Genomic DNA, 18994 nt, shown 5'->3' with positions numbered 1-18994 from the left:
AGAAGCCATTTTTGGCTGAGGGTATTGGTATGTGGAAAACAGATTTATTTCCTACTCAGTTAGTGGGTAGCTACGTTAAGCCTCAATGGCTGGCAGACCATAGTAAAGTCTACGCGAAGGAAGGAACCTGGTGGAATGTAGAGCAGCAACACTTGCAAAGTGCAATCGACGATGGTGTCCGTTTGGCAGTTTACGATCAAAACCTGGCAGGCATTACCTTTGCGACTGATGGTGAGTTACGTCGTCAAACGTTTAGTGGTCATTTTTATAAGTTACAGGGAATAGACCAGGATAATCCTGCTGAGTTTACCAATTTTCATAATGATATTACTGAATATCTAAAAATGAAACAGAAGGCGACCAATGTTGGTGCTGACCTGGAAAAAGAACAAGCACCTAAGGAATCAATGAAAGTGTTGTTTCCATCAGTGCGGGAAAAAATTCAGTGGCCTGGTCCTATGGTCGTGAGTGATATTCCATTTCTAAAGCGCTATGCCGTCAATCGTACAAAGATAACCGTCATTGGTCCGGTGACTTTATCGTATCGTTTGGTCGATATGGGTATTTATCCCGATCATGCACAGCTGTGTTTTGCTATTGCCGATGCGCTTAATCAGGAGCTAAAAGCATTAGCTTCAGCGGGTGTTGATTTAATTCAAATCGACGAACCGGAAGTGCATTTTCGCTATAGCCAGTGCAAAGGGTTTGCCGTTGAAGCCGTTAATCGCATGATTAAAGACGTCTCATGTTTAACCTCGGTGCATGTGTGTTATGGCTATTCAAAAAATATTGAATTGAAGGAGCCCAGCCCAATTTATCCAAAAGCAGTCGCATTGATGGCTGAAACTGATATCGATGCGATACATACCGAATATGCACAGCCCGGCCATACACCTGATTTTTTACAGTCAGTGGGCAATAAGGATGTCGCTATCGGTGTGTTGAATCTGGATCCACAAGGTGAGATTGAAGAAGTTGAATCCATTCGGAAATTAATTCTTGATGCGATGGAAGTTATTCCTAAAGAGAGAATTAGTTTGGCGCCTGATTGCGGTATGTGGTTTTTGGAACGCGATTTTGCGTTTCGTAAAATGAAGGCAATGTGCTTAGCGGCCGAATCATTGCGCAATCAATTTAGTTAATGGCCTCCAGGGCTCTTTGCCCGTGTAATGCGGGCTTTTTTATAATTTAGAAAAGACTCTCGCAGCTTAACAAGAGAAATGAACATGGCGAAATATGATATTTATGGTATTGGAGCAGCATTAGTCGATACCGAAATAGAAGTGTCGGATGATGATCTTGCAGCGATGGCTATTGAAAAAGGCTTGATGACACTGGTAGATGAGTCTCGCCAGACAGAATTGCTCAACCGTTTAAAAGGTCATCTAATCCATTCTAAACGGGCCTGTGGCGGCTCTGCTTGTAACAGTATTGTTGCCGCCAGTATTTTTGGTGCCAGTAGTTACTACGCCTGCAAAGTTGCATGCGATGACGATGGTGATTTTTATTTAAGTGATTTGAAAAAAGCCGGTGTGTATTCTGATTTTGAGCGCGATAAAGCGCAGGGAACGACCGGTAAATGTCTGGTAATGATCACCCCGGATGCAGAACGGACCATGAATACCTTTTTAGGTGTCAGTGAAACACTGTCAGTTGATGATATCAATGAAGAGGCGATTGCGAATTCTGAATGGGTTTATATAGAAGGTTATTTAGTGACGGCAGACAGTGGTCGTCAGGCGGCAATTAAAACCCGTGATTTGGCAGAGAAGCATGGGGTAAAAACCGCCATTAGTTTATCTGACCCGGGCATGGTGCAATTTTTTAAAGCGGGTTTGCAGCAAATGATCGGTAATGGTGTCGATCTATTATTCTGTAATAAAGATGAGGCTATGGGTTGGGCTGAAGCTGATAATATTGAAGATGCTATTGTTGCGATTAAGAACATAGCCAAAACTTTCGCTATTACTCTTGGGGCAGAAGGCGCTGTAGTCTTCGATGGAGAGCAGCTGATAGATATTGATCCGGTCGCTACTAAAGCAGTGGATACCAATGGGGCGGGTGATATGTTTGCAGGTGCCTTTTTATATGGCATTAGTAGCGGTATGAGCTTTCAGCAAGCGGGAGCACTCGCCAGTAAAGCCTCTGCGCAGGTTGTTGCTGCTTACGGCCCACGGTTATCAATTGAAGCTCACACTGCGTTACTATCCGCATCATCTGTTTGTGGCTGAGTAATGGATTCTAAGAAATGTCCGGGCGCAGTATTAATTGAAAGTTGATTGGAGAATACATTGATGGATATTCAGGCCTGGGTCGCCTGTGTACAGCTAGCGTTGGCTCCTGATTTAATCAGTGCTGATAAGTTAATGGTGCATCAGTATCAGGATAACTTTGATCGCGAGATACTAGTGCAGGTGAATAATCACTTTTCCAAGGGTGTTGAGTTGCCGGATTATCGGTCAGATAGTTTTATCGCTTTTATTTTATCCAAGCCAACGATTAAAGATGAAACAATTAGTTTGCATGCTTTTCGGCCAAAAAATAAGCCTGGTGAGTTATGGATTAAAATGAAATCTCGGCTGTCATTTGAAACCGATCCAGACACCGTTATTGAAGAGCTAACCGACCAGTTAGTGACTGATTTACAGCAACGTTTATTACAATGTGCGGGCCTCGATGCCTCAGAACTTTCGGCCAGACTGAAAAGTGTGATTGGTGGTCCAGCCTGGTTGGCCAGTGAAATTGATGTGGTCAGTACTGATGAGAGTGTGCGGGTATATTTACCTGCCTTTGAAACAGCGGTTGATGTGCCAGAACGATTTGCGGGTCATTTTTATATTAAATTACTGGGCCCTGAGCATCCGGCGATAGTGGGTGCGCTGCAAGCCAATTAGAGGTATGGAATAAGGGCTGATAAAATATGGCCAATAATGTGATCCTGCTGTATCCAGGCATTATTTTTTCTCGTGAGTTAGACGCACTGGGGCAAAAAATAGAGAGGATGGTGGAAACTGATGTTGCTGGCTAAATTATAATTGTGTTTAGCTGTATCGGGTTAGACTCGATTTGACACAATTGATTATTAGCTCATAGAAGACCGTGCAGTCTGGTCTCCGCACGAAAGCAGACCTTTTATTTAAGTAAAACTGAAATTTAAGATTGGCGAAATGTGCCATTAAGAGACCTTAGCCATCTAAAAAAGTAGACATTATGGGAAAGTTTTCCAACATCAGAACTTTTAGAGAAAAAAGAAAACAAAGACAGATTTCTTTTATTAACTTCTTCGGCCATTAAATAAATCTGTCCCGGTATTTAGTTGTAGATGCTGGTCCATTTGATTTCCTTTAACACCAAGCCTCCATCGACGGCTATTATGACCCCTTTACTCTTGCCGCCACAAGCGACCTTTCCGCGCGGCGGGCAGACATAAGAGTACTCTAATTCATATGTATTGCTTTCAAGCACGTTAAAGCCAGAAATGCCTACACTTTGCCTAAGATCATTTTCGGCCTCAGGGCAATCTCGCGCTGAATGGGAGCGAATATATTTGGAGTAGACATCATTAAATTGACTGAGGTCTAGCTCACTATCATACGCATGCATATGATAGTGAGACTGAATTGATATTCCATACTCCTTCTTGAGACGCCGGTCAGTTTTGACAGCTTCAGCGAGTATACCCTCCGCAACCATAGTGGATAATTCAGTTGGGTCTAATCCAAGCTCATTGATTTGTTTTAACGAGGCTTGAACTTTCTTTTTATTCTCAGCCCCCGACCAGGCAGACAATTCATCCATATTTTTGAAGCAAGGTCCATCGACGACACAAATATCGTTGTTGGCGCAACTGGTCGTTATGAGAGCTAAAGCTATTACTGCGATTATATTCATGTTTGATGCTAACGCCTTAAGCATATTTACCCCGATAGGTAAAATATAAAATCATGCTGCCAATTACTGGGAAGATAACACTCCAGATCATTAGCTCTGCACGCTCTTTGCCAGACATTTTATTTCCATGCACAAAAACTAATATTAAAGGCATAAGCCAAACTGTTAACGCTGAAACTGCGAGACCGTAAGCAACATTGTTAAATAGCGTTTCAGAAACAATGATTTGTCCGTCGAAGTCTGGAGAAATCACTACGCCACCAGCAAAGAATAGTAATGTCATTATTATTGAAAGTAGCCAAACCTTACTCAATGCAAATCTCTCTGTGTGCATAACAGCGTAATAGGCCGGACCCAGCGGTCCGTATATTACTCATTAAATGTTTTTACCTATTTTGTGCTGCATATAGACAAGGTGGATACCAAACAATATAGGAAATACACAAACAGCTAACCCAATAGGGTTTTTATCTCCGTATGCGCCAGCTATTGCCGCAAAAAAACCAAGAACAACACTTACCTTAAACATTGTAGTGTAGACAAACTTTTTCCCGAGCCAAGTACAGTAAAGAATACGCCAAAGATTACTCACGGCAAACACACCTATTGCATTAGCCAAAAAAAGAATCGCCACTACTTCAATATCTTTTGTGCTCTCTGGTGCTATGAATACCTGGAATATATACCACATGACAAAGCAACTAGTACCTACCAAAAATATGGTTGCGGGTAAGGCAAGAATGATGGCTTCTAATATTAATAGTACTTTGTTCATAGCTCTGATGACATTTAACGCCTCAATAAAGGGCGCGCGTTAGCGCGTCCAGCCGAAGGCGAACTTTGATTGACTTGTTATGAGTTTTTACACTCAATACCCGAACGTGCTAGGCTCTTCACTACCCGAGCCATGGAACGCCCCCGCAATACCACCTAATACTGTGAATATAAAAACTAGCAAGCTAGGCGCCATCCAAAGCTCAGCATAATAGTATGTACTGATTAGAAACCCTGACATCATACCACCTATAGCCTGCTGTACTTTCAGCTTGAGTGTAATGTTACTACTTGATAACTCTGGGCCAATTACTATTCCAAGCGTGACACCGATTGCTGCAATATGAGAAAGCTCATAAGATTTTTCAATACCGTTGAATATGGCGACAGATGCCAATCCAATTGCTATAAAAATACTAGCGACAACAGTTAGCTTGGCTGGATGCATATTCATGACTCATAACAGTGTAATAGTACGGACCCTGCGGTCCGTAGATTAATTTTTAGGCTTGGGAGCTTCAAAGTAGCTGAGAACTTCAAATGCAAGCCTGCTTTCATTAAGTGGTTTTTCATATTGAAAATAGCAATTCCAATAGCTGGTTGCTCTTTGTCTAGTGAGATGTATAAATTCAGGATTATCGTTAAAGAACTCAATATACATTTCACGGTTCAGTTTACTTAAATTGCTGTGGATTATACTAATAATTTCAATTACATACTCCCCGCATAGTTGTATTACAAAAGGAACAACATATGGGCTATTGATATGGAGAACTTCCTTCAAAAATTTCTCTCTTACGAAGCCGTCCGACATCCTAGAATAAAGACACGACCATACTAATTTTTGTGCGTCAGAGCAGTTCGGCGGTGGTGGAACATCACCATAGAGCCGCGAGGGGATGCTTAGATTTTCTCCCTGTACTATGACATCAAATGTCTTCTTGGGCATGTCAAAGTTACGGGACAAGAACCTAGGGAGCATCACCTTATGGTCTTCTAATAATTCTTTAATTTCTGGCATGATGCTCAATGCTTTTGAAGCCTAACAGTGTAATAGTACGGACCCTGCGGTCCGTAGATTAATTTTTAGGCTTTATTGGCAATATCATAGCCGCCTATTACCTTTGCAAAATTTCCCACTGTCATCCCAAGGGATGCTTTCCTTATACTGGCTGCTTTTTATGCTAACTAAATTTTTATCAACTCTCTGAAATACTTTCCATGAGTAATGATTACTTCCCTCGATTAGTTCAATTAGATATTCTTCGTTCGATTTTGGAATGAACTTAAAAATTGAATCACCATATGAGGACGATATTATTAGATCGGCCAAATAACTAATACGTAATGCTATTTCAGTATCACCATCAAATAGAATATCAATATTTGGTGAGCTAGGGTTTATTTCAATTACGTGCCGCCTCACGGAGCATTCATTAGAATTTAAAAAGGTATCAACTTTAAAAACACCATAGGATCTAATCGAAGTCATTGAGAAAGTTACTTTGGCGGTTTTCTCTCCGTCTGGTGGTATATATTTTGGGGTTGTTGGTATACATGCTGTTAAAGATAGGCCTATAAGTACAGTCGCTATAGTTCGCATCATTCTTTGTCTCAATTTGTGTTTAGAGCCTAACAGTGTAATAGTACGGACCCTGCGGTCCGTAGATTAATTTGTATTGGTTATTATTTACCTCTCTACTTTATCTTAGTTTTCAATAAGTTACTATTTTGATTAATATTTAACCATTCGTAATAACACGAACTATTTGGTCCGTGTTATTACACTCGCCATTTTTGTAAAATGATTATTACCCCTTTTAATCAACGACTTAATCCATACAGAAGAAAACCTAATGAGCAATATGCGGACCCGCATTATTGCAAAATACGATCAGGGGCAAATGCGGACCCCGGTGATGGGTAAATGTCCGCTTTCGGGAGCTAGAAATGAGTAATTGATTAGGCCTACTTTGGGTCAAAAGCCAGCAAAATAACCAAAAACTGGTTCATGCCTCTTACGCCCTCGATACCGGACATTGTTATCCCACATATAACCCAGCTTGGATAGCTCGCGGCCTGCCAGATTACGTAAGAGCTCCTTGATGTGGACTGTCAGACTAAGTCTCAGCAATTATAATTTAGCCGATACAGCTAAATATTCGCCAATTACGTACTCAGCAAGCTGAACAACTCACTATGGTGTGAATTTATTGTTGTAGAGGGGGTGTAGATCAGGCAGTTTTGATAAAGTGCCTGATCTGAATTCTAAAACCGTTGCGTTGTGATAGGTAAATACTTTCGCCACAGTTAAAGCCTGCGCTTTCTGCCCACTCGGTAATTTCTTCAGGTTCAAAGCCCAACCATAAGTCACCGCAGGATTTCCGTACCCACTCCTGATTGTGGCTACACAGTTCTGAAATAAAGAGTTGACCACCTGCATCGAGTTTATTGGCGATATCGACAAAAATATTTGCCGGTGAAGGTACATGATGCAAAACCATATTAATAACTACGTACTCAATAGTAAGTGCTTTGAGCTGTTTGCTTTTGGTGTCGCCATCAATAAAGTGTACGTTTGTTAAACCGGTCTCTGCTGTGTGTGCAGTGGCCAGTTCCAGCATTTCTTTTGAATTATCGAGTGCGTAAACCTGATCAAATAATGGTGATAGCGTGGTTAAAAAACTGCCATCCCCGGGCCCTATCTCCAATACATTGGTGCTGCGGGTTTTTCCCTTTCCGTACTTTTTGATCAGCTCGATGGTACTTTTAGCATAGATTTCGTAAGCGGCAACCTGTGCTTGTTGTTGGTTAACCTGTTGAAAGTTTTCAGTGAAAAAACGTCTGGAGTTGCTAGCTCTATCTTGTTTAACAAGCTCAATTTTTTCCTGTATTTCTTTCGGGGTGGATAATGCATCAATAGCTTTTAATAAAGAGTCTTGTAGCTCGGCAAGATGATCACTAGCGGGACGATGTATCCGTCGGTAGAAAATAGTGCTGCCTTCACGGCGGCTGGTAACCAGTCCTGCCTTGGTTAAGGTTTTTAGGTGGTGACTCATGGTGGGTTGTTTACAATTAAATAGCCGGCAAAGCTCAAGTACACCATAGGACTCCTGATTTAGCAGGTGCAGTACTTTGACTCGCATTTGGTCGCCGCCGGCTTTGCACACCGCTAGCAGGGCTTCCAGTTGTTCTGTTGGTGAGGGGGCTGATTTAATTTCCATAAAAAGTGTATAGGTTACGACTCTGTCTGCTGATAGCCGGTAATTGTATCAAAAATTATCGATATGGGGGCTTTTCTAATGCTTTTGTGTTTGGTTGAATGTTTGTTAGCGGCATCAAACCGGCTTGCGCTGGAGAATTTTGCCATGGAGAGCAGAGTGTCATAAGTGAGGGGCTGTATTGTTGCTAGCTAAGGTGAGTAAAAAATATTCTCTAAGTCTATGCTTTTTTAAATTCGAGGTTCAGCTCCAGTGTTCCCAACATAATGCCGGGCTGGTGCAAAAAGGTATTGCCTTTGGCGTATTTTAATGCGCTCAACCGTTTGAGTAACCGCGACCATGCAATTTGTTGCTCCAGTCTTGATATCCCCGCGCCAGGGCAGGTTCTTGGTCCTTGTGAAAAAGTGAGATGATTACCGATAGCTTTGCGTTCCAGGTTTAATTCATAAGGGCAATCATATTGATCGGGGTCGACATTGCCAGCGCCAAAACGCAAATGCAGGATGGAGCCTTTGGGAATAGTGACTCCCTGAAAAGTTTCAACTTGCGTGGTGATGCGTGTTGATAGGCCTTGAGTCGGAGCGCGTAAGCGCATGGCTTCCTCAGTAAATACACGAATTTTTTCCGGGTTTTTTCGCAGGTCTTTAAACAGCTGGGGTTGTTCGCATAATAGCTGCGCTTGCTGGTCTAGCGCATACTGGGTGGTTTCCAAGCCGCCCAGTACCATAAAGTAAACAATGCCATTAATTTCATCGAAGGTGAGTTTTCTGCCAAGCGCCTGGTATGTTGTTTGAGTGAGTGCGCTGATCATATCGTCTTCAGGGTGTTGACGTTTTTTGTTGACCTGTTGCTCTACGTATTCACTGAAGCCTTGCAGTTGTTGTGCCTGTTCAGTAGCCTCTTTTTCTGAAAGTACGTTGAAATGCCCTTTGCCATAAACAAACTGTTTGACCTGCGCTGTTCCCCATTGCTGTAATTTAGGCACATCTTCTTCAGGAAAGCCCAGAATTTTTGCCATCACTAATTGTGGTAGCGGGCGGGCAAATTCTGCAATAAATTCGACCTTACCCATGGCTTGAGCATTATGGTTGTTAATCCACTTATCTATTAAGCTATCTACCACCTGGGTGATCATTTCAGTGTGACGTTTGGCCCCTGGACCTACCCACGGATCGGTTAGTTCTTGCCTATGGGCACGCCATAATTCATCTGTGGGTCGCAGGGTGCGCACCGACTCCAGTGCGATATTAAAATTTGCCGGGTCCCGCGGTGGTTTGATACCTTGATCGGCGAGTCGCTGTAAGTCGTTAACTAGCAAGCTCATTAATGGCACAAATCTATCAGCGTCTTTGACGACCGTTTCTATGTCTTCGTATTTGGTTAGTACAAAGGCATCAGACTCTCCATCCGGGCCCTCGCCGTGAAGTATTTGAACGGGAGCCTCGCTATGCAGGATAGGGTAACTTTCATACCAATGCTCCTGCGCGCCCGCAGCGAATAAGTCTACGTCTTCCAGCGATAGCGGGCAGCGGGCAGGGCTTAGTGTATGATTTGGTGTTTTGACACCCATCGGCTTATTCCTTAACACTTTTATTGTTATCGGTGTGCGTAGTAATTATTAGTCGAACGTTAGTGGAATTTGGCCACGGTACAATTGCGCTTTAATAGTAATGTCGCTGTGTTTGCCGAGGGCGGTCACGTTCAGGTAATCCTGCTCGCCCTCAGTGATATCAAAACAGGCCTGATGGTCTGGCCATTGTTCGCAGTACTTGCCCGCTTTATTGATAAACCACTGGGCCTGTAAAATTTCCGGGTCGCCGCCTTTAACGGCTACCGTAAGACGGCCATCAGTATGTAATATCTGTTTGAAGACTAACTCACCATATAAGCCATAAATAGAATTGCCATTAAGCAGCTGGTGCAATTTAGAATTGGCCGGGTTTTGTTCGTTGCTAACAGCCGCGCTGCTGGCGATTAGCGCAATCCATAAATACATCAAAAGCGAGCAGGCCTTTCCATTTATGCGATAGTGCAGTGACATGATGTCTAATCCTTAACGGCAAGCTAGTAATTAGGTGGGGTTAGTCTAATTATAGAGATGAGTGTAGAGTATTTTGGTCAATAATAAAACAAGCAATACGGTTTGTTTTATGGGTGTGATTTGCTAGCATGATGGCCTGAAATAATGATAAAGCTTACGACGGAATAGCTGATGAATGCGCACTATGAGGAGAAAATAAAACAGCGGATTGCTGCGGCTTTTGAGCGCTCAGGCCCGCCGCTTGATTTCCCCAAGTTGCCGGAAATTGCCACCGGTCGTTATACCTCAGACGCGTTTTGGCAGGCAGAGCAACAACATCTTTGGCCACGGTCGTGGTTATTTGCTGCCCATGCTGATGAGCTGCCTGCGCCGGGTAGTTGTAAATTATGGCGCGATAGCGGTGTTCCCATCGTTATTATCAATGAAGGGGCTGATCAGTACCGGGCTTTTTACAATACCTGTCAGCACCGTGGCGGGCCGTTAGTAGTAGAGGAGTATTCCCGGCAATCACGCTTACAATGTGGTTATCATGGTTGGACTTACAATTATGCCGGCGAGTTAATCGGCGTACCGGATCAGCGTGATTTTGTTGATTTGGATAAAGCCTGTTACCGGCTCAAGGAGTTACGCTGTGAATCCTGGGGGAAGTGGATATTTGTCAATCGCGATGCGCAGGCGAAACCCTTGCAGGATTTTATCGCTCCAATAGCGCCCGAGCTAGAGCAGTTTGATTTGGCAAATTTACGGCTCTATGACAAGCACAGTATTCCTATAGCCGCTAATTGGAAAGCCTGCACCGACTCCTTTATGGAAACCTATCACCTGCAACATATTCACCCGCACACGGTTAATCAATTGCTCGACCACAAAGGGACGGTTATTGCTTTGTTGGAGCAGGGCCATAATAAAATGTATACCCCCAACCGCGAAGGTTTGCTAACGACGCCTGACGAATTTGTAGACATCACCTCGGTGGGGGAATTGCCTCGAATCAGTAATTTAGCCTATAGCGTTTTTCCCAACATGGTGATGCCGTTAGATGCGGCAGGTTTTCCGCTATTGCTGTTCTGGCCAATTGATAAAGCCAATACCCGAATGGATGTACTCTGGTTTGGTGCTGATGATGGCAAGAGTAAGGTGACGGATAATGTGTGGCAGCGGCAACAGGAGTTTTTATCGCCAGCGTGGTTAGAAAAATTAGCGATATTTGATGTGGTGTTACAAGAAGATGTGCAGTTTTTAGCGAGTCAGCAGCAGTCAATGGAAACCGGTGCTATTACGGGTATGCCGCTGTCCTATTTAGAGCAGCGTATTTATCATCGGCACGAAGCATTGGATGAGATAATAGGCCTACACAATATTCCACCGAGTCTGGCGGTGGCTCCATTGTTGCAGCCGTTTATTGAAAACTAAGTAGTAATTGTTTTAAGTCAAAGTGAAGTAATAGTCTGGTGAATTAAAAAAGTGAGGATGCGATGGGCGTAGTTACCGAAAAAGAGAAAGAAGAATTTTTTATCCAGGTCAATGCGGCGGCCAAACAAGCGATTTGGTCAGCTCTGGCAACAGTGGAAGATGGTGAGCCACGAGTACGCATGGTGCATCCTACGTGGGAGGGGGATACGCTGTGGTTTGCGACTGGGCCGACGACACCGAAAGCGCTACAAATTGCAGCGCAGCCCATTGTCGATGTGCAGTTTCAAGTAGCACCTCCTGATTTTATTCATTTGTTAGTGCGTGGTAAGGCCAGTATCTTTAGTGATCAGGCAACCAAGGATCATGCCTGGAATGTCATTGATTATGACCTTGCTCAGTTCTGGCCCGACGGTCCGTCGTCAAAAGATTTTGTGGCGATTAAAATTGAACCGTTTCGAGTTGAGCTGTCGGAAATGTTTGGTACTGGGAATAAGCGTGTTTGGCGCGCCTAGTACTATTAATAATCGACGCTAAAAACAAAAATTAAAAGAATAATGGGAGTAAGGGATGGCTAAGTTAACAGGTAAAGTGGCACTGATAACCGGTGCGGCGCGATATCGCGGTTTGGGTCGAGCCATTGCGTTGCGATTGGCTGCCGATGGCGCGGACATCGTCATCTGTGGACGCAATAAATCGCCGGATACTTTTCCAGCGCCTGAGCAGGCTATGGGCTGGTTAGGATTACCATCCTTGGTGGCAGAAATTGAAGCGCAGGGTGGCAAGGCCAAAGCAATTTACTGCGATGTCACCAGCAAAGACGAGGTGATAGCAATGATCGCTTCGGTGCGTGATGAATTTGGTCGTCTTGATGTGATTGTGAATAACGCCGGTGATGCCAGCAATGCAGGGGTATCACCGATTTTTGAAACCGATGAGGCGGTGTGGAATAAAACCATTGATATTAATATTAACGGTGTCTTTTTGGTGAGCAAGTACGGTGGCCGATATATGCTGGAGTGCGGCGCTGGTGGCAGTATTGTGATGATCGCCTCTTTGGCTGGACGTGTTGGTTTGGCTGATTACGGTGCTTACTGTGCGTCCAAATTTGCTGTCGTGGGTTTTACCCAGCAATTAGCACTGGAACTAGCCAAAACCGGCATTCGCGTTAATTGTGTAAGCCCTGGTTCGCACAGCACCGATATGATGGACGGAACGATTGCCAGAACATCAGAAAAATATAATTTAGCCGATGGCGCCTATCAAGAGTCGTTAGAAGGTTTCATCCCTATGGGCCGACAGGGTAAAGCTTCTGAGTTGGCTGCTGTGGTGTCCTTTGTTTGCTCCGATGATGCCAGTTATGTCACTGGGCAAACGATTAATGTCGATGGTGGTGCCCGCTTCGATTAAGAGTGCTTGGCAGTGATGCATTTTTAATTCCACTATGTTTTGTAAAATCCCATATGTTTTGTAAAATCCCAAGCTTAAAGAAAGGCAAGTCATGCGAGACGATAACATTGTGCAGTACCACGCCTTGCAGTGACCACGGGCATTGGCATTAATTCAGGATGATATGACGCTAGGCTTTGCAGAAGTTGCCCGCTATGCAACACATACCTGCCACTGCTATCGCGTCAGTTACCGAAATGGATGATACCTTCATTTAGATCTATGCCAGTGGCACTACCGGTAAGCTGAAAGGTGTTGTGGTTGCGCATCGTAGCCTGGTGGATTTGGCTCTGGCTGGTGTTATTTCTGTAGACAATCCCCCGGCGCTGCTCCACAAATAAAAGTGGTTGCTGACGATGGTCATAGTCTGGCTGCCAGTGAACTGGGTGAGGTGGTGGTAAAGACTACTGCCAAAACGCGCCGGTTTTTTGTGAGTTTATTGCAGTTAACTCTATTAAAGAGCTTAGTTGTTTACGTTATCGACTCAATCCCCAACTCTGCCAACGGCTTTACTAATTCACCCATTTCAATCGCTTTAGCGCTGGAGGCATTGCCGTCCAGCGCGCGTTTTTTAACGCCTTGTAAAATAGCGGCTAAACGGAAAAAACTGAAGGCGAGATAAAAATTCCAGTTATCGATTGTTGCGATTCCCATACGTTGGCAGTAGCTGGCAACATATTCTGCCTCGGTGGGAATACCGAGCGCTTTTCTATCTGCCCCTTGTAACCCTGAAAGATTTCCACCTGCGGGCAGTTGCAGTTGCATGCACTGGTAGGCGAGGTCTGCATAGGGGTGGCCTAGTGTAGAAAGTTCCCAATCGACCAACGCAAGGACTTTATGGGTGTCGGGGTCGAACATCATATTGTCTAGCCGAAAGTCGCCGTGGACTAAGCTGACTTTGCCATCGTCGGCGGGGACATTGTCCGGCAGCCATTGCAGCAATGTTTCCATAGCAGGTAGGGTTCTGTTTCTGATGCGCGGTACTGTTTGCTCCAGCGACTGATTTGTCGTTCAAAATAGTTTCCCGGTTTGCCGTAATCGGTTAAGCCTACCGCGTCTACATCGACGCTATGCAATGCTGCCAGTACGCGGTTCATTTCATCGTAGATAGTGCTGCGTTCGCTGTTATTCATTGTCGGTAGCGTGGGGTCCCAGTAGACGGTACCGTTAACAAACTCCATCACATAAAACATGCTGCCGATAATCGAATCGTCTTCACATAAGTGGTAGACCTTGGCGACCGGCACATCAGTCTCAGCTAACGCCTGAATGACTCTAAATTCGCGGTCCACTGCATGGGCCGATTTTAATAAAACCCCGGCGGGTTTGCGGCGCAACACATAGCGACCACTGGCTGCGGTGATGGCAAAAGTGGGGTTGGATTGCCCACCGGCAAATTTTTCTGCGCTAAGCGGGCCTTTAAAACCCGCAATGTGTTGCTCTAAATAGGCCGCCAGTTTTTCGGTATCGAAATCAGCTGTTGCAGTCATATTATTTCACCGCGTATTGTTGAATCAGTTGTCGGCCAAGCGCCATCATATGGACTTGGTCGGGGCCATCTGCTAAACGAATTTGGCGGGCATAATTGTAGCTTTCGGCAAAGGGAAAGTCTTCAGTCATGCCGGCAGCACCGTGTATTTGAATGGCGCGGTCGATAACGGTACAGGCCATCATCGGTGCGGTTATTTTAATCGCAGCAATAATATCTTTGGCCACTTTATTACCGTAGCGATCCATCTGATCGGCTGCTTTCAGTGTTAGCAAGCGCGCTTGTTCTATTTCACAATAAGACTTGGCAATATCTTCACGCACTGATTGCTGTTTTGAAATGGGTTGGCCGAAAGCTATACGCTCATCGGCACGTTTAACCATTAATTCCAGTGCTCGTTGTGCGCAGCCGATCAAACGCATGCAGTGATGAATTCGGCCAGGCCCAAGGCGGCCCTGGGCGATTTCAAAACCGCGGCCTTCACCGAGTAATAAATTGCTGGCAGGGACGCGAACATTATCAAAAATAGTTTCCGCTTCACCGAAAGGGTACTCTCTAAACCCAAGGGTCGAAGTGGAGCGAACAGTGGTTAACCCCGGGGTGTTTTTAGGCACCAGAATCATTGATTGCTGTTGGTGGCGATTAGGATTTTCCGGGTCGGTTTTACCCATCAGAATATAAATTTCACAGCTGTCGCGCATGCCGCCGGTGGTGAACCATTTGCGCCCGTTGATCACATACTCGTCGCCATCGCGGACGATAGAGCAGGCAATATTGGTCGCGTCACTTGAAGCAACCGCCGGTTCGGTCATGGCAAAGCCGGAACGGATACGGCCTTCCATTAATGGTGTCAACCAGCGTTGTTTTTGTTCCTCGGTGCCATAGAGTACCAGCGTTTCCATGTTGCCAGTGTCTGGTGCATTACAGTTAAAAATCTCCGGTGCCCAAATAACGCGGCCCATAATTTCAGCCAGCGGTGCGTATTCCAAGTTGGTGAGGTCACCGCCATGGCCCTTGGCTAAAAATAAATTCCATAAACCTGCTGCACGGGCTTTCTCTTTTAAGGCTTCCATCATCGGTGCCGTTGCCCACGGATTTTCAGCGCTGAGAAAATACGCGTTGTATTCTTGCTCGACGGGATAGACATGTTCTTCCATAAAATCGGTGAGGCGCTGTTGGAGGTTTTTAACTTTGTCGCTGAATTCAAAATGCATAATCGCTTACCTATAAAGTGGCTGAGTAAAAAGTGATTTAACTGTAGGTGATAGTGTCAGTGCGTGTTGGTTGATCGAGATGGGGAATATTATTAAAACTGATGAGCTGCATGCCCCTGCGTGTTTTTAACAGGCGGCTAAAGCTGGCGTTGATGACCTGCAGGTTGAGACTAATCATTTGCTCAGTGGCCAGGGCCAGCGTTTGTTTCATGATCATGGAGATAGGCCCGCCAGAGCTGACGACCAGTACTTTTTGTTGACGCTCGCTACTGGCAAATGTCATGGCGTCCACAATGCGGTCGGTAAACGCCTGCCAGCTTTCGGGCAACGCCGCCGACAGTTGATCTTCGGACCAGGCGACCAGCGCTAGTCGCAGCAGCGCATAAAAATGCCGGCGATCACTATAACCGGTATTCAACTGCTCGGGATATTGCGTCGAGAAGGCATGCACTAAAGCATGGAAATCGTATTCATTAAACCCCGGGTGTATTTCAAACTCTGGCGCTGAGGCCAGCGCTTTGCTAATGCCCGTGGCAGTTTGCTTGTGGCGCAATTGGCTGCCGATGACAATCCGGTCAAATTGAATGTCGCGTTCAGCAAAATAGTCGCCCAGCCAGCCAGCTTGTTGCTCGCCGACTGGGCTGAGTTGATCATAATTGTCACTATTGAATGAGGCCTGTCCGTGTCTGACCAGGGTGATTTCAGTCATGGTTGCTCGCTTACTGCTACTGATTCGATGGTGCCGGCTTGATGGATCGCTATGGCGCTAGAGTAAGTGATTATTGAATATTGTTAAAATTTATTATATTGATAGCTAGATATTCATAGTATTAATATCGATAATGCAGCCATTATTGCTGATAAGCCTGATTATTTTTCAATTGCCAGAACTGCTGGAGTCGTTGTCATGCGCTTGGATAGAATGGATTTGAATTTGTTTGTGATGTTCGACGCGATCTATACAGAGCGTAATTTAACCCGTGCAGCACAGGTGCTGAATCTCACCCAGCCGGCGGTGAGCAATGCCTTAAACCGCTTGCGCGACGTTTTTGGCGATGAGTTATTTGTGCGCCACCCCAGAGGCATGGAGCCAACCCCGGTGGCTGACAATATTATTGGTCAGGTTCGCGAAGCCTTGACCTTACTGGATTTTAGTCTGAATGAGGGGGCTAATTTTGATCCTAATCGCACGGATAAAACGTTCCGCTTAAGCATGAATGATTTGTCCGAGTTTTTATTGTTGCCCCCTTGTTGGAGCAGCTCAGTGTTCAGGCGCCACAAATCCGCGCCAGTAGTTATTACATTGCCCGCGATGAGGTGGTGAAAGAGTTAGCGTCCGGTCAGCTTGATTTTGCGATTGATGTGCCCTTGGCGAACGATCCCAATTTATGTCGGCAGCCGTTATCCAGTGAAAGTTATGTGTGTGCGGTGCGGGATGCTCATCCTCTCGTCAATAAAAAAATCACCATGAAACAGTACCTGGCACTGGATCATTTACATGTTTCCAGCCGTCGCAGCGGTGCCGGACATGTGGATGTGGCACTGTCTAAATCCGGTTTGCAGCGCAATATTGCGGTGCGCGTCCAGCATCATATGGTCGCTCCCAGGATTATTCGTTATACCGACCTGGCGTGGACAGTGCCACGGGCATTGGCCCAGCACTTAAAACTAAAGACTGTTGAGCTACCTTTTGAGTTGTCGACACTGGATTGGTTTTTGTATTGGCATAAAAGTGCAGATAACGATCAAGCTAATCGTTGGTTGCGACAGCTATTAACGGAGATAAAATTCAATATGTAGTCGATGGTCACTCTGTCATTCATCGCTGGGCGTAAAAACAGTGCATGCCTGTGTCAAAAATAAACAGTTCAGCTTGTTTTATTTGTGGCGCAGCTGTTATTATCTTTCCCCCTCGTATCAAACGCATTATTCGGAGACCGTCTATGATAAAAATAAAATACATTAATAGATCCCTTTTTATAGTTCTGCTTGGCTTCTTAACGGCTTGTACTACAGGCTATGTTAAAGATACCGCTAACCAAGCGCTCACAGATGTTGACGTCATTGCTTATGGTGAATGTAGTGGTGCCGGCTGTGATAGCAGCGAAGTAGAGACCGTTACCCCAGCTGCAACCCTAACAGGTTATCAGGTGTCTTCTAATGCCGATGGTGCTTATTTTTTTGATCCCTATGGTGAGATGGTGGCTGCTGAAGATGCTATGTCTATAGGTGTAGCCAATGGCTCGGCGGAAAGTTTTTATAAGCTGCAATTCAGCAAACAGGGCTATCAGGATATTTGGCTGGACTATACGCCGGACTTTCAGCAACACAGTTATGAAGGTAGTGATTATCTGATTACTTCAGTGCCGACTGTGTATCAGTGTTTGGTTGGCGCGGCTGACAGCGATGGCGATGGTATCTGTGATGCGGCAGAAACGCATTATGGAACCTCAGCAACCAAAGCGGATACCGATGGTGATGGCGAGTACGACGATCAGGAAATTTTCGGCACCGGTTCACCGTTTGCTGTAAATACGCGTAAATTGTTGCACTACAATATCAATGTTAGCGACTTTGAGGCATCAAAAAGTTTTTATCAATTGCTGGGCTTTGGTGTATTGCTGGAAGCCGACGTCGATGTATCTGACCCGGCCGAAGCGCAGGGCTTAAATTTACCGCCGTATACGCTAAAAGCAGCACCAATGGCATTGGGCGATGGTTTCCTTATTGATCTGATTCAGTTTTACAGCCCTTATGATGCTGAAGCGCCACATAATGATATTTACAGTTTAGGCCTGGCAACGCTCAGCTTAAAGACCGATAACCTGCAGGCGGATATCAGTGTGCTACAAGCCCATAGTATTCCTTATAGCGTATTTCTAGCCAACAATGGTCAGCCAGTAGTGATTCGTTTCGCCGACCCTGATGGCACCATTATTTTGTTGACTCAGGTGTTCGCAAATAAAGGTATTAACCGTTCGGGTGAAACCTATATTCACGGTGTGTTTTCTACCAATATCAATGTCAGTGATTTGGCCAGTGCTATTACTTTTTATCAGCAAGCCGGTTTTAGGTTGATAACTACAAACAATAATATCGCTACCATTGCGCTGCAGGATGGTCGTCATATCACCCTGACCGAGTCGACCAGTACGGATCAGGCTTATGAAGATGTAAACCATTTGGGTATTGCCCGTATTGCTATCGAGACCACTAATCTCGATCAGGATATCAAAGTCCTTACTGCCAATGGTGTAGACTTTTATACCGAAGAAGCGGTTGTGCCTTCCGGACCACTGAGTTTTTTACGTTACGTCGCGTTTGAAGATCCAGACGGTACCGTGATTGAGTTAGTGCAATACAATAACTGATAGATTTTAGTGTGAAATAGCCAGGGCCTCACTGTTTATAGTTGAGGCCTTTTTTTACGCTGTGTTACACGTGTTGCAATAATGTTATAAGCCATGTTTTGCTGCAAAGGAAGCAAAATTATCTTAAGGCTTGT

The 18994-nt window shown here is 45.0% G+C and carries 19 protein-coding genes and 1 pseudogene; 9 read left to right on the top strand and 11 right to left on the bottom strand.

What is annotated here, in order from left to right; all coding sequences use genetic code 11:
* Positions 1–29: 29 nt before the first annotated feature.
* From UNITIG_RS08990 to UNITIG_RS08980, 3 genes are all read left to right on the top strand, one after another.
* On the top strand, positions 30–1142 hold the full coding sequence (locus tag UNITIG_RS08990; protein WP_145999136.1) for a hypothetical protein: 1113 nt from the start codon (positions 30–32) through the stop codon (positions 1140–1142).
* Between the two features lie 84 nt (positions 1143–1226).
* Positions 1227–2231 (top strand): adenosine kinase, encoded by a 1005-nt coding sequence (locus UNITIG_RS08985; RefSeq protein ID WP_101758076.1) that lies wholly within the window; start codon positions 1227–1229, stop codon positions 2229–2231.
* A gap of 63 nt (positions 2232–2294) precedes the next feature.
* A complete protein-coding gene (locus UNITIG_RS08980; RefSeq protein WP_101758075.1) occupies positions 2295–2894 on the top strand; it encodes a hypothetical protein in 600 nt (199 codons plus the stop codon).
* A gap of 418 nt (positions 2895–3312) precedes the next feature.
* Here the strand turns inward: UNITIG_RS08980 and UNITIG_RS08975 are convergent, their stop codons facing one another.
* The 8 genes from UNITIG_RS08975 to UNITIG_RS08935 all read right to left on the bottom strand — a co-directional run bounded on the left by UNITIG_RS08975 (position 3313) and on the right by UNITIG_RS08935 (position 9927).
* On the bottom strand, positions 3313–3891 hold the full coding sequence (locus tag UNITIG_RS08975; RefSeq protein ID WP_145999135.1) for a hypothetical protein: 579 nt from the start codon (positions 3889–3891) through the stop codon (positions 3313–3315).
* Positions 3892–3907: 16 nt separating this feature from the next.
* Complete coding sequence (locus tag UNITIG_RS08970; RefSeq protein WP_145999134.1) at positions 3908–4204, bottom strand: hypothetical protein; 297 nt, start codon at positions 4202–4204, stop codon at positions 3908–3910.
* A gap of 63 nt (positions 4205–4267) precedes the next feature.
* Positions 4268–4666: a hypothetical protein gene (locus tag UNITIG_RS08965; protein WP_101758072.1), complete on the bottom strand. Its 399-nt coding sequence runs from the start codon at positions 4664–4666 to the stop codon at positions 4268–4270.
* Between the two features lie 93 nt (positions 4667–4759).
* Entirely contained in the window at positions 4760–5119 is a 360-nt protein-coding gene (locus tag UNITIG_RS08960; RefSeq protein ID WP_101757342.1) for a hypothetical protein, read from the bottom strand.
* Between the two features lie 42 nt (positions 5120–5161).
* Complete coding sequence (locus UNITIG_RS08955) at positions 5162–5686, bottom strand: hypothetical protein (protein ID WP_101758071.1); 525 nt, start codon at positions 5684–5686, stop codon at positions 5162–5164.
* Between the two features lie 1213 nt (positions 5687–6899).
* The gene (locus tag UNITIG_RS08945) at positions 6900–7889 is read right to left on the bottom strand and encodes a metalloregulator ArsR/SmtB family transcription factor (RefSeq protein WP_101758069.1); all 990 of its coding nucleotides are present in this window, start codon (positions 7887–7889) and stop codon (positions 6900–6902) included.
* A gap of 217 nt (positions 7890–8106) precedes the next feature.
* The gene (locus UNITIG_RS08940; RefSeq protein WP_101758068.1) at positions 8107–9456 is read right to left on the bottom strand and encodes a cytochrome P450; all 1350 of its coding nucleotides are present in this window, start codon (positions 9454–9456) and stop codon (positions 8107–8109) included.
* 48 nt (positions 9457–9504) lie between these two features.
* Positions 9505–9927 (bottom strand): hypothetical protein, encoded by a 423-nt coding sequence (locus tag UNITIG_RS08935; protein ID WP_101758067.1) that lies wholly within the window; start codon positions 9925–9927, stop codon positions 9505–9507.
* A 171-nt stretch (positions 9928–10098) separates the two neighbouring features.
* Between UNITIG_RS08935 and UNITIG_RS08930 the strand changes: the two genes are divergently transcribed.
* The 3 genes from UNITIG_RS08930 (at position 10099) to UNITIG_RS08920 (ending at position 12747) form a co-directional block, all read left to right on the top strand.
* Complete coding sequence (locus tag UNITIG_RS08930) at positions 10099–11340, top strand: SRPBCC family protein (protein WP_101758066.1); 1242 nt, start codon at positions 10099–10101, stop codon at positions 11338–11340.
* Between the two features lie 62 nt (positions 11341–11402).
* A complete protein-coding gene (locus UNITIG_RS08925) occupies positions 11403–11852 on the top strand; it encodes a pyridoxamine 5'-phosphate oxidase family protein (RefSeq protein ID WP_101758065.1) in 450 nt (149 codons plus the stop codon).
* Between the two features lie 55 nt (positions 11853–11907).
* The gene (locus UNITIG_RS08920; protein WP_101758064.1) at positions 11908–12747 is read left to right on the top strand and encodes an SDR family NAD(P)-dependent oxidoreductase; all 840 of its coding nucleotides are present in this window, start codon (positions 11908–11910) and stop codon (positions 12745–12747) included.
* Positions 12748–13257: 510 nt separating this feature from the next.
* On the opposite strand, the pseudogene UNITIG_RS08915 reads toward UNITIG_RS08920, so the two are convergent.
* The 3 genes and pseudogenes from UNITIG_RS08915 to UNITIG_RS08905 form a co-directional block, all read right to left on the bottom strand.
* A pseudogene (locus UNITIG_RS08915) lies at positions 13258–14276 on the bottom strand (phosphotransferase).
* Between the two features lies 1 nt (position 14277).
* Entirely contained in the window at positions 14278–15489 is a 1212-nt protein-coding gene (locus UNITIG_RS08910) for an acyl-CoA dehydrogenase family protein (protein WP_101758063.1), read from the bottom strand.
* A gap of 37 nt (positions 15490–15526) precedes the next feature.
* Positions 15527–16198, bottom strand: a complete 672-nt coding sequence (locus UNITIG_RS08905) for a histidine phosphatase family protein (RefSeq protein WP_101758062.1) — start codon at positions 16196–16198, stop codon at positions 15527–15529.
* 198 nt (positions 16199–16396) lie between these two features.
* Between UNITIG_RS08905 and UNITIG_RS24230 the strand changes: the two genes are divergently transcribed.
* The 3 genes from UNITIG_RS24230 (at position 16397) to UNITIG_RS08895 (ending at position 18860) form a co-directional block, all read left to right on the top strand.
* Complete coding sequence (locus UNITIG_RS24230) at positions 16397–16813, top strand: LysR family transcriptional regulator (protein WP_235015324.1); 417 nt, start codon at positions 16397–16399, stop codon at positions 16811–16813.
* Entirely contained in the window at positions 16738–17289 is a 552-nt protein-coding gene (locus tag UNITIG_RS24225) for a LysR substrate-binding domain-containing protein (RefSeq protein WP_235015323.1), read from the top strand. Before UNITIG_RS24230 ends, UNITIG_RS24225 begins: the two co-directional genes overlap by 76 nt.
* Positions 17290–17432: 143 nt before the next feature.
* A complete protein-coding gene (locus UNITIG_RS08895; RefSeq protein ID WP_159931127.1) occupies positions 17433–18860 on the top strand; it encodes a VOC family protein in 1428 nt (475 codons plus the stop codon).
* The last annotated feature ends 134 nt before the right edge of the window (positions 18861–18994 follow it).

Source organism: Oceanicoccus sp. KOV_DT_Chl (assembly GCF_900120175.1).
GTDB lineage: Bacteria > Pseudomonadota > Gammaproteobacteria > Pseudomonadales > Dasaniaceae > Oceanicoccus.
The sequence above is the reverse complement of the archived record's forward strand: the minus strand, read 5'-3'. Positions and strand labels throughout refer to the sequence as shown.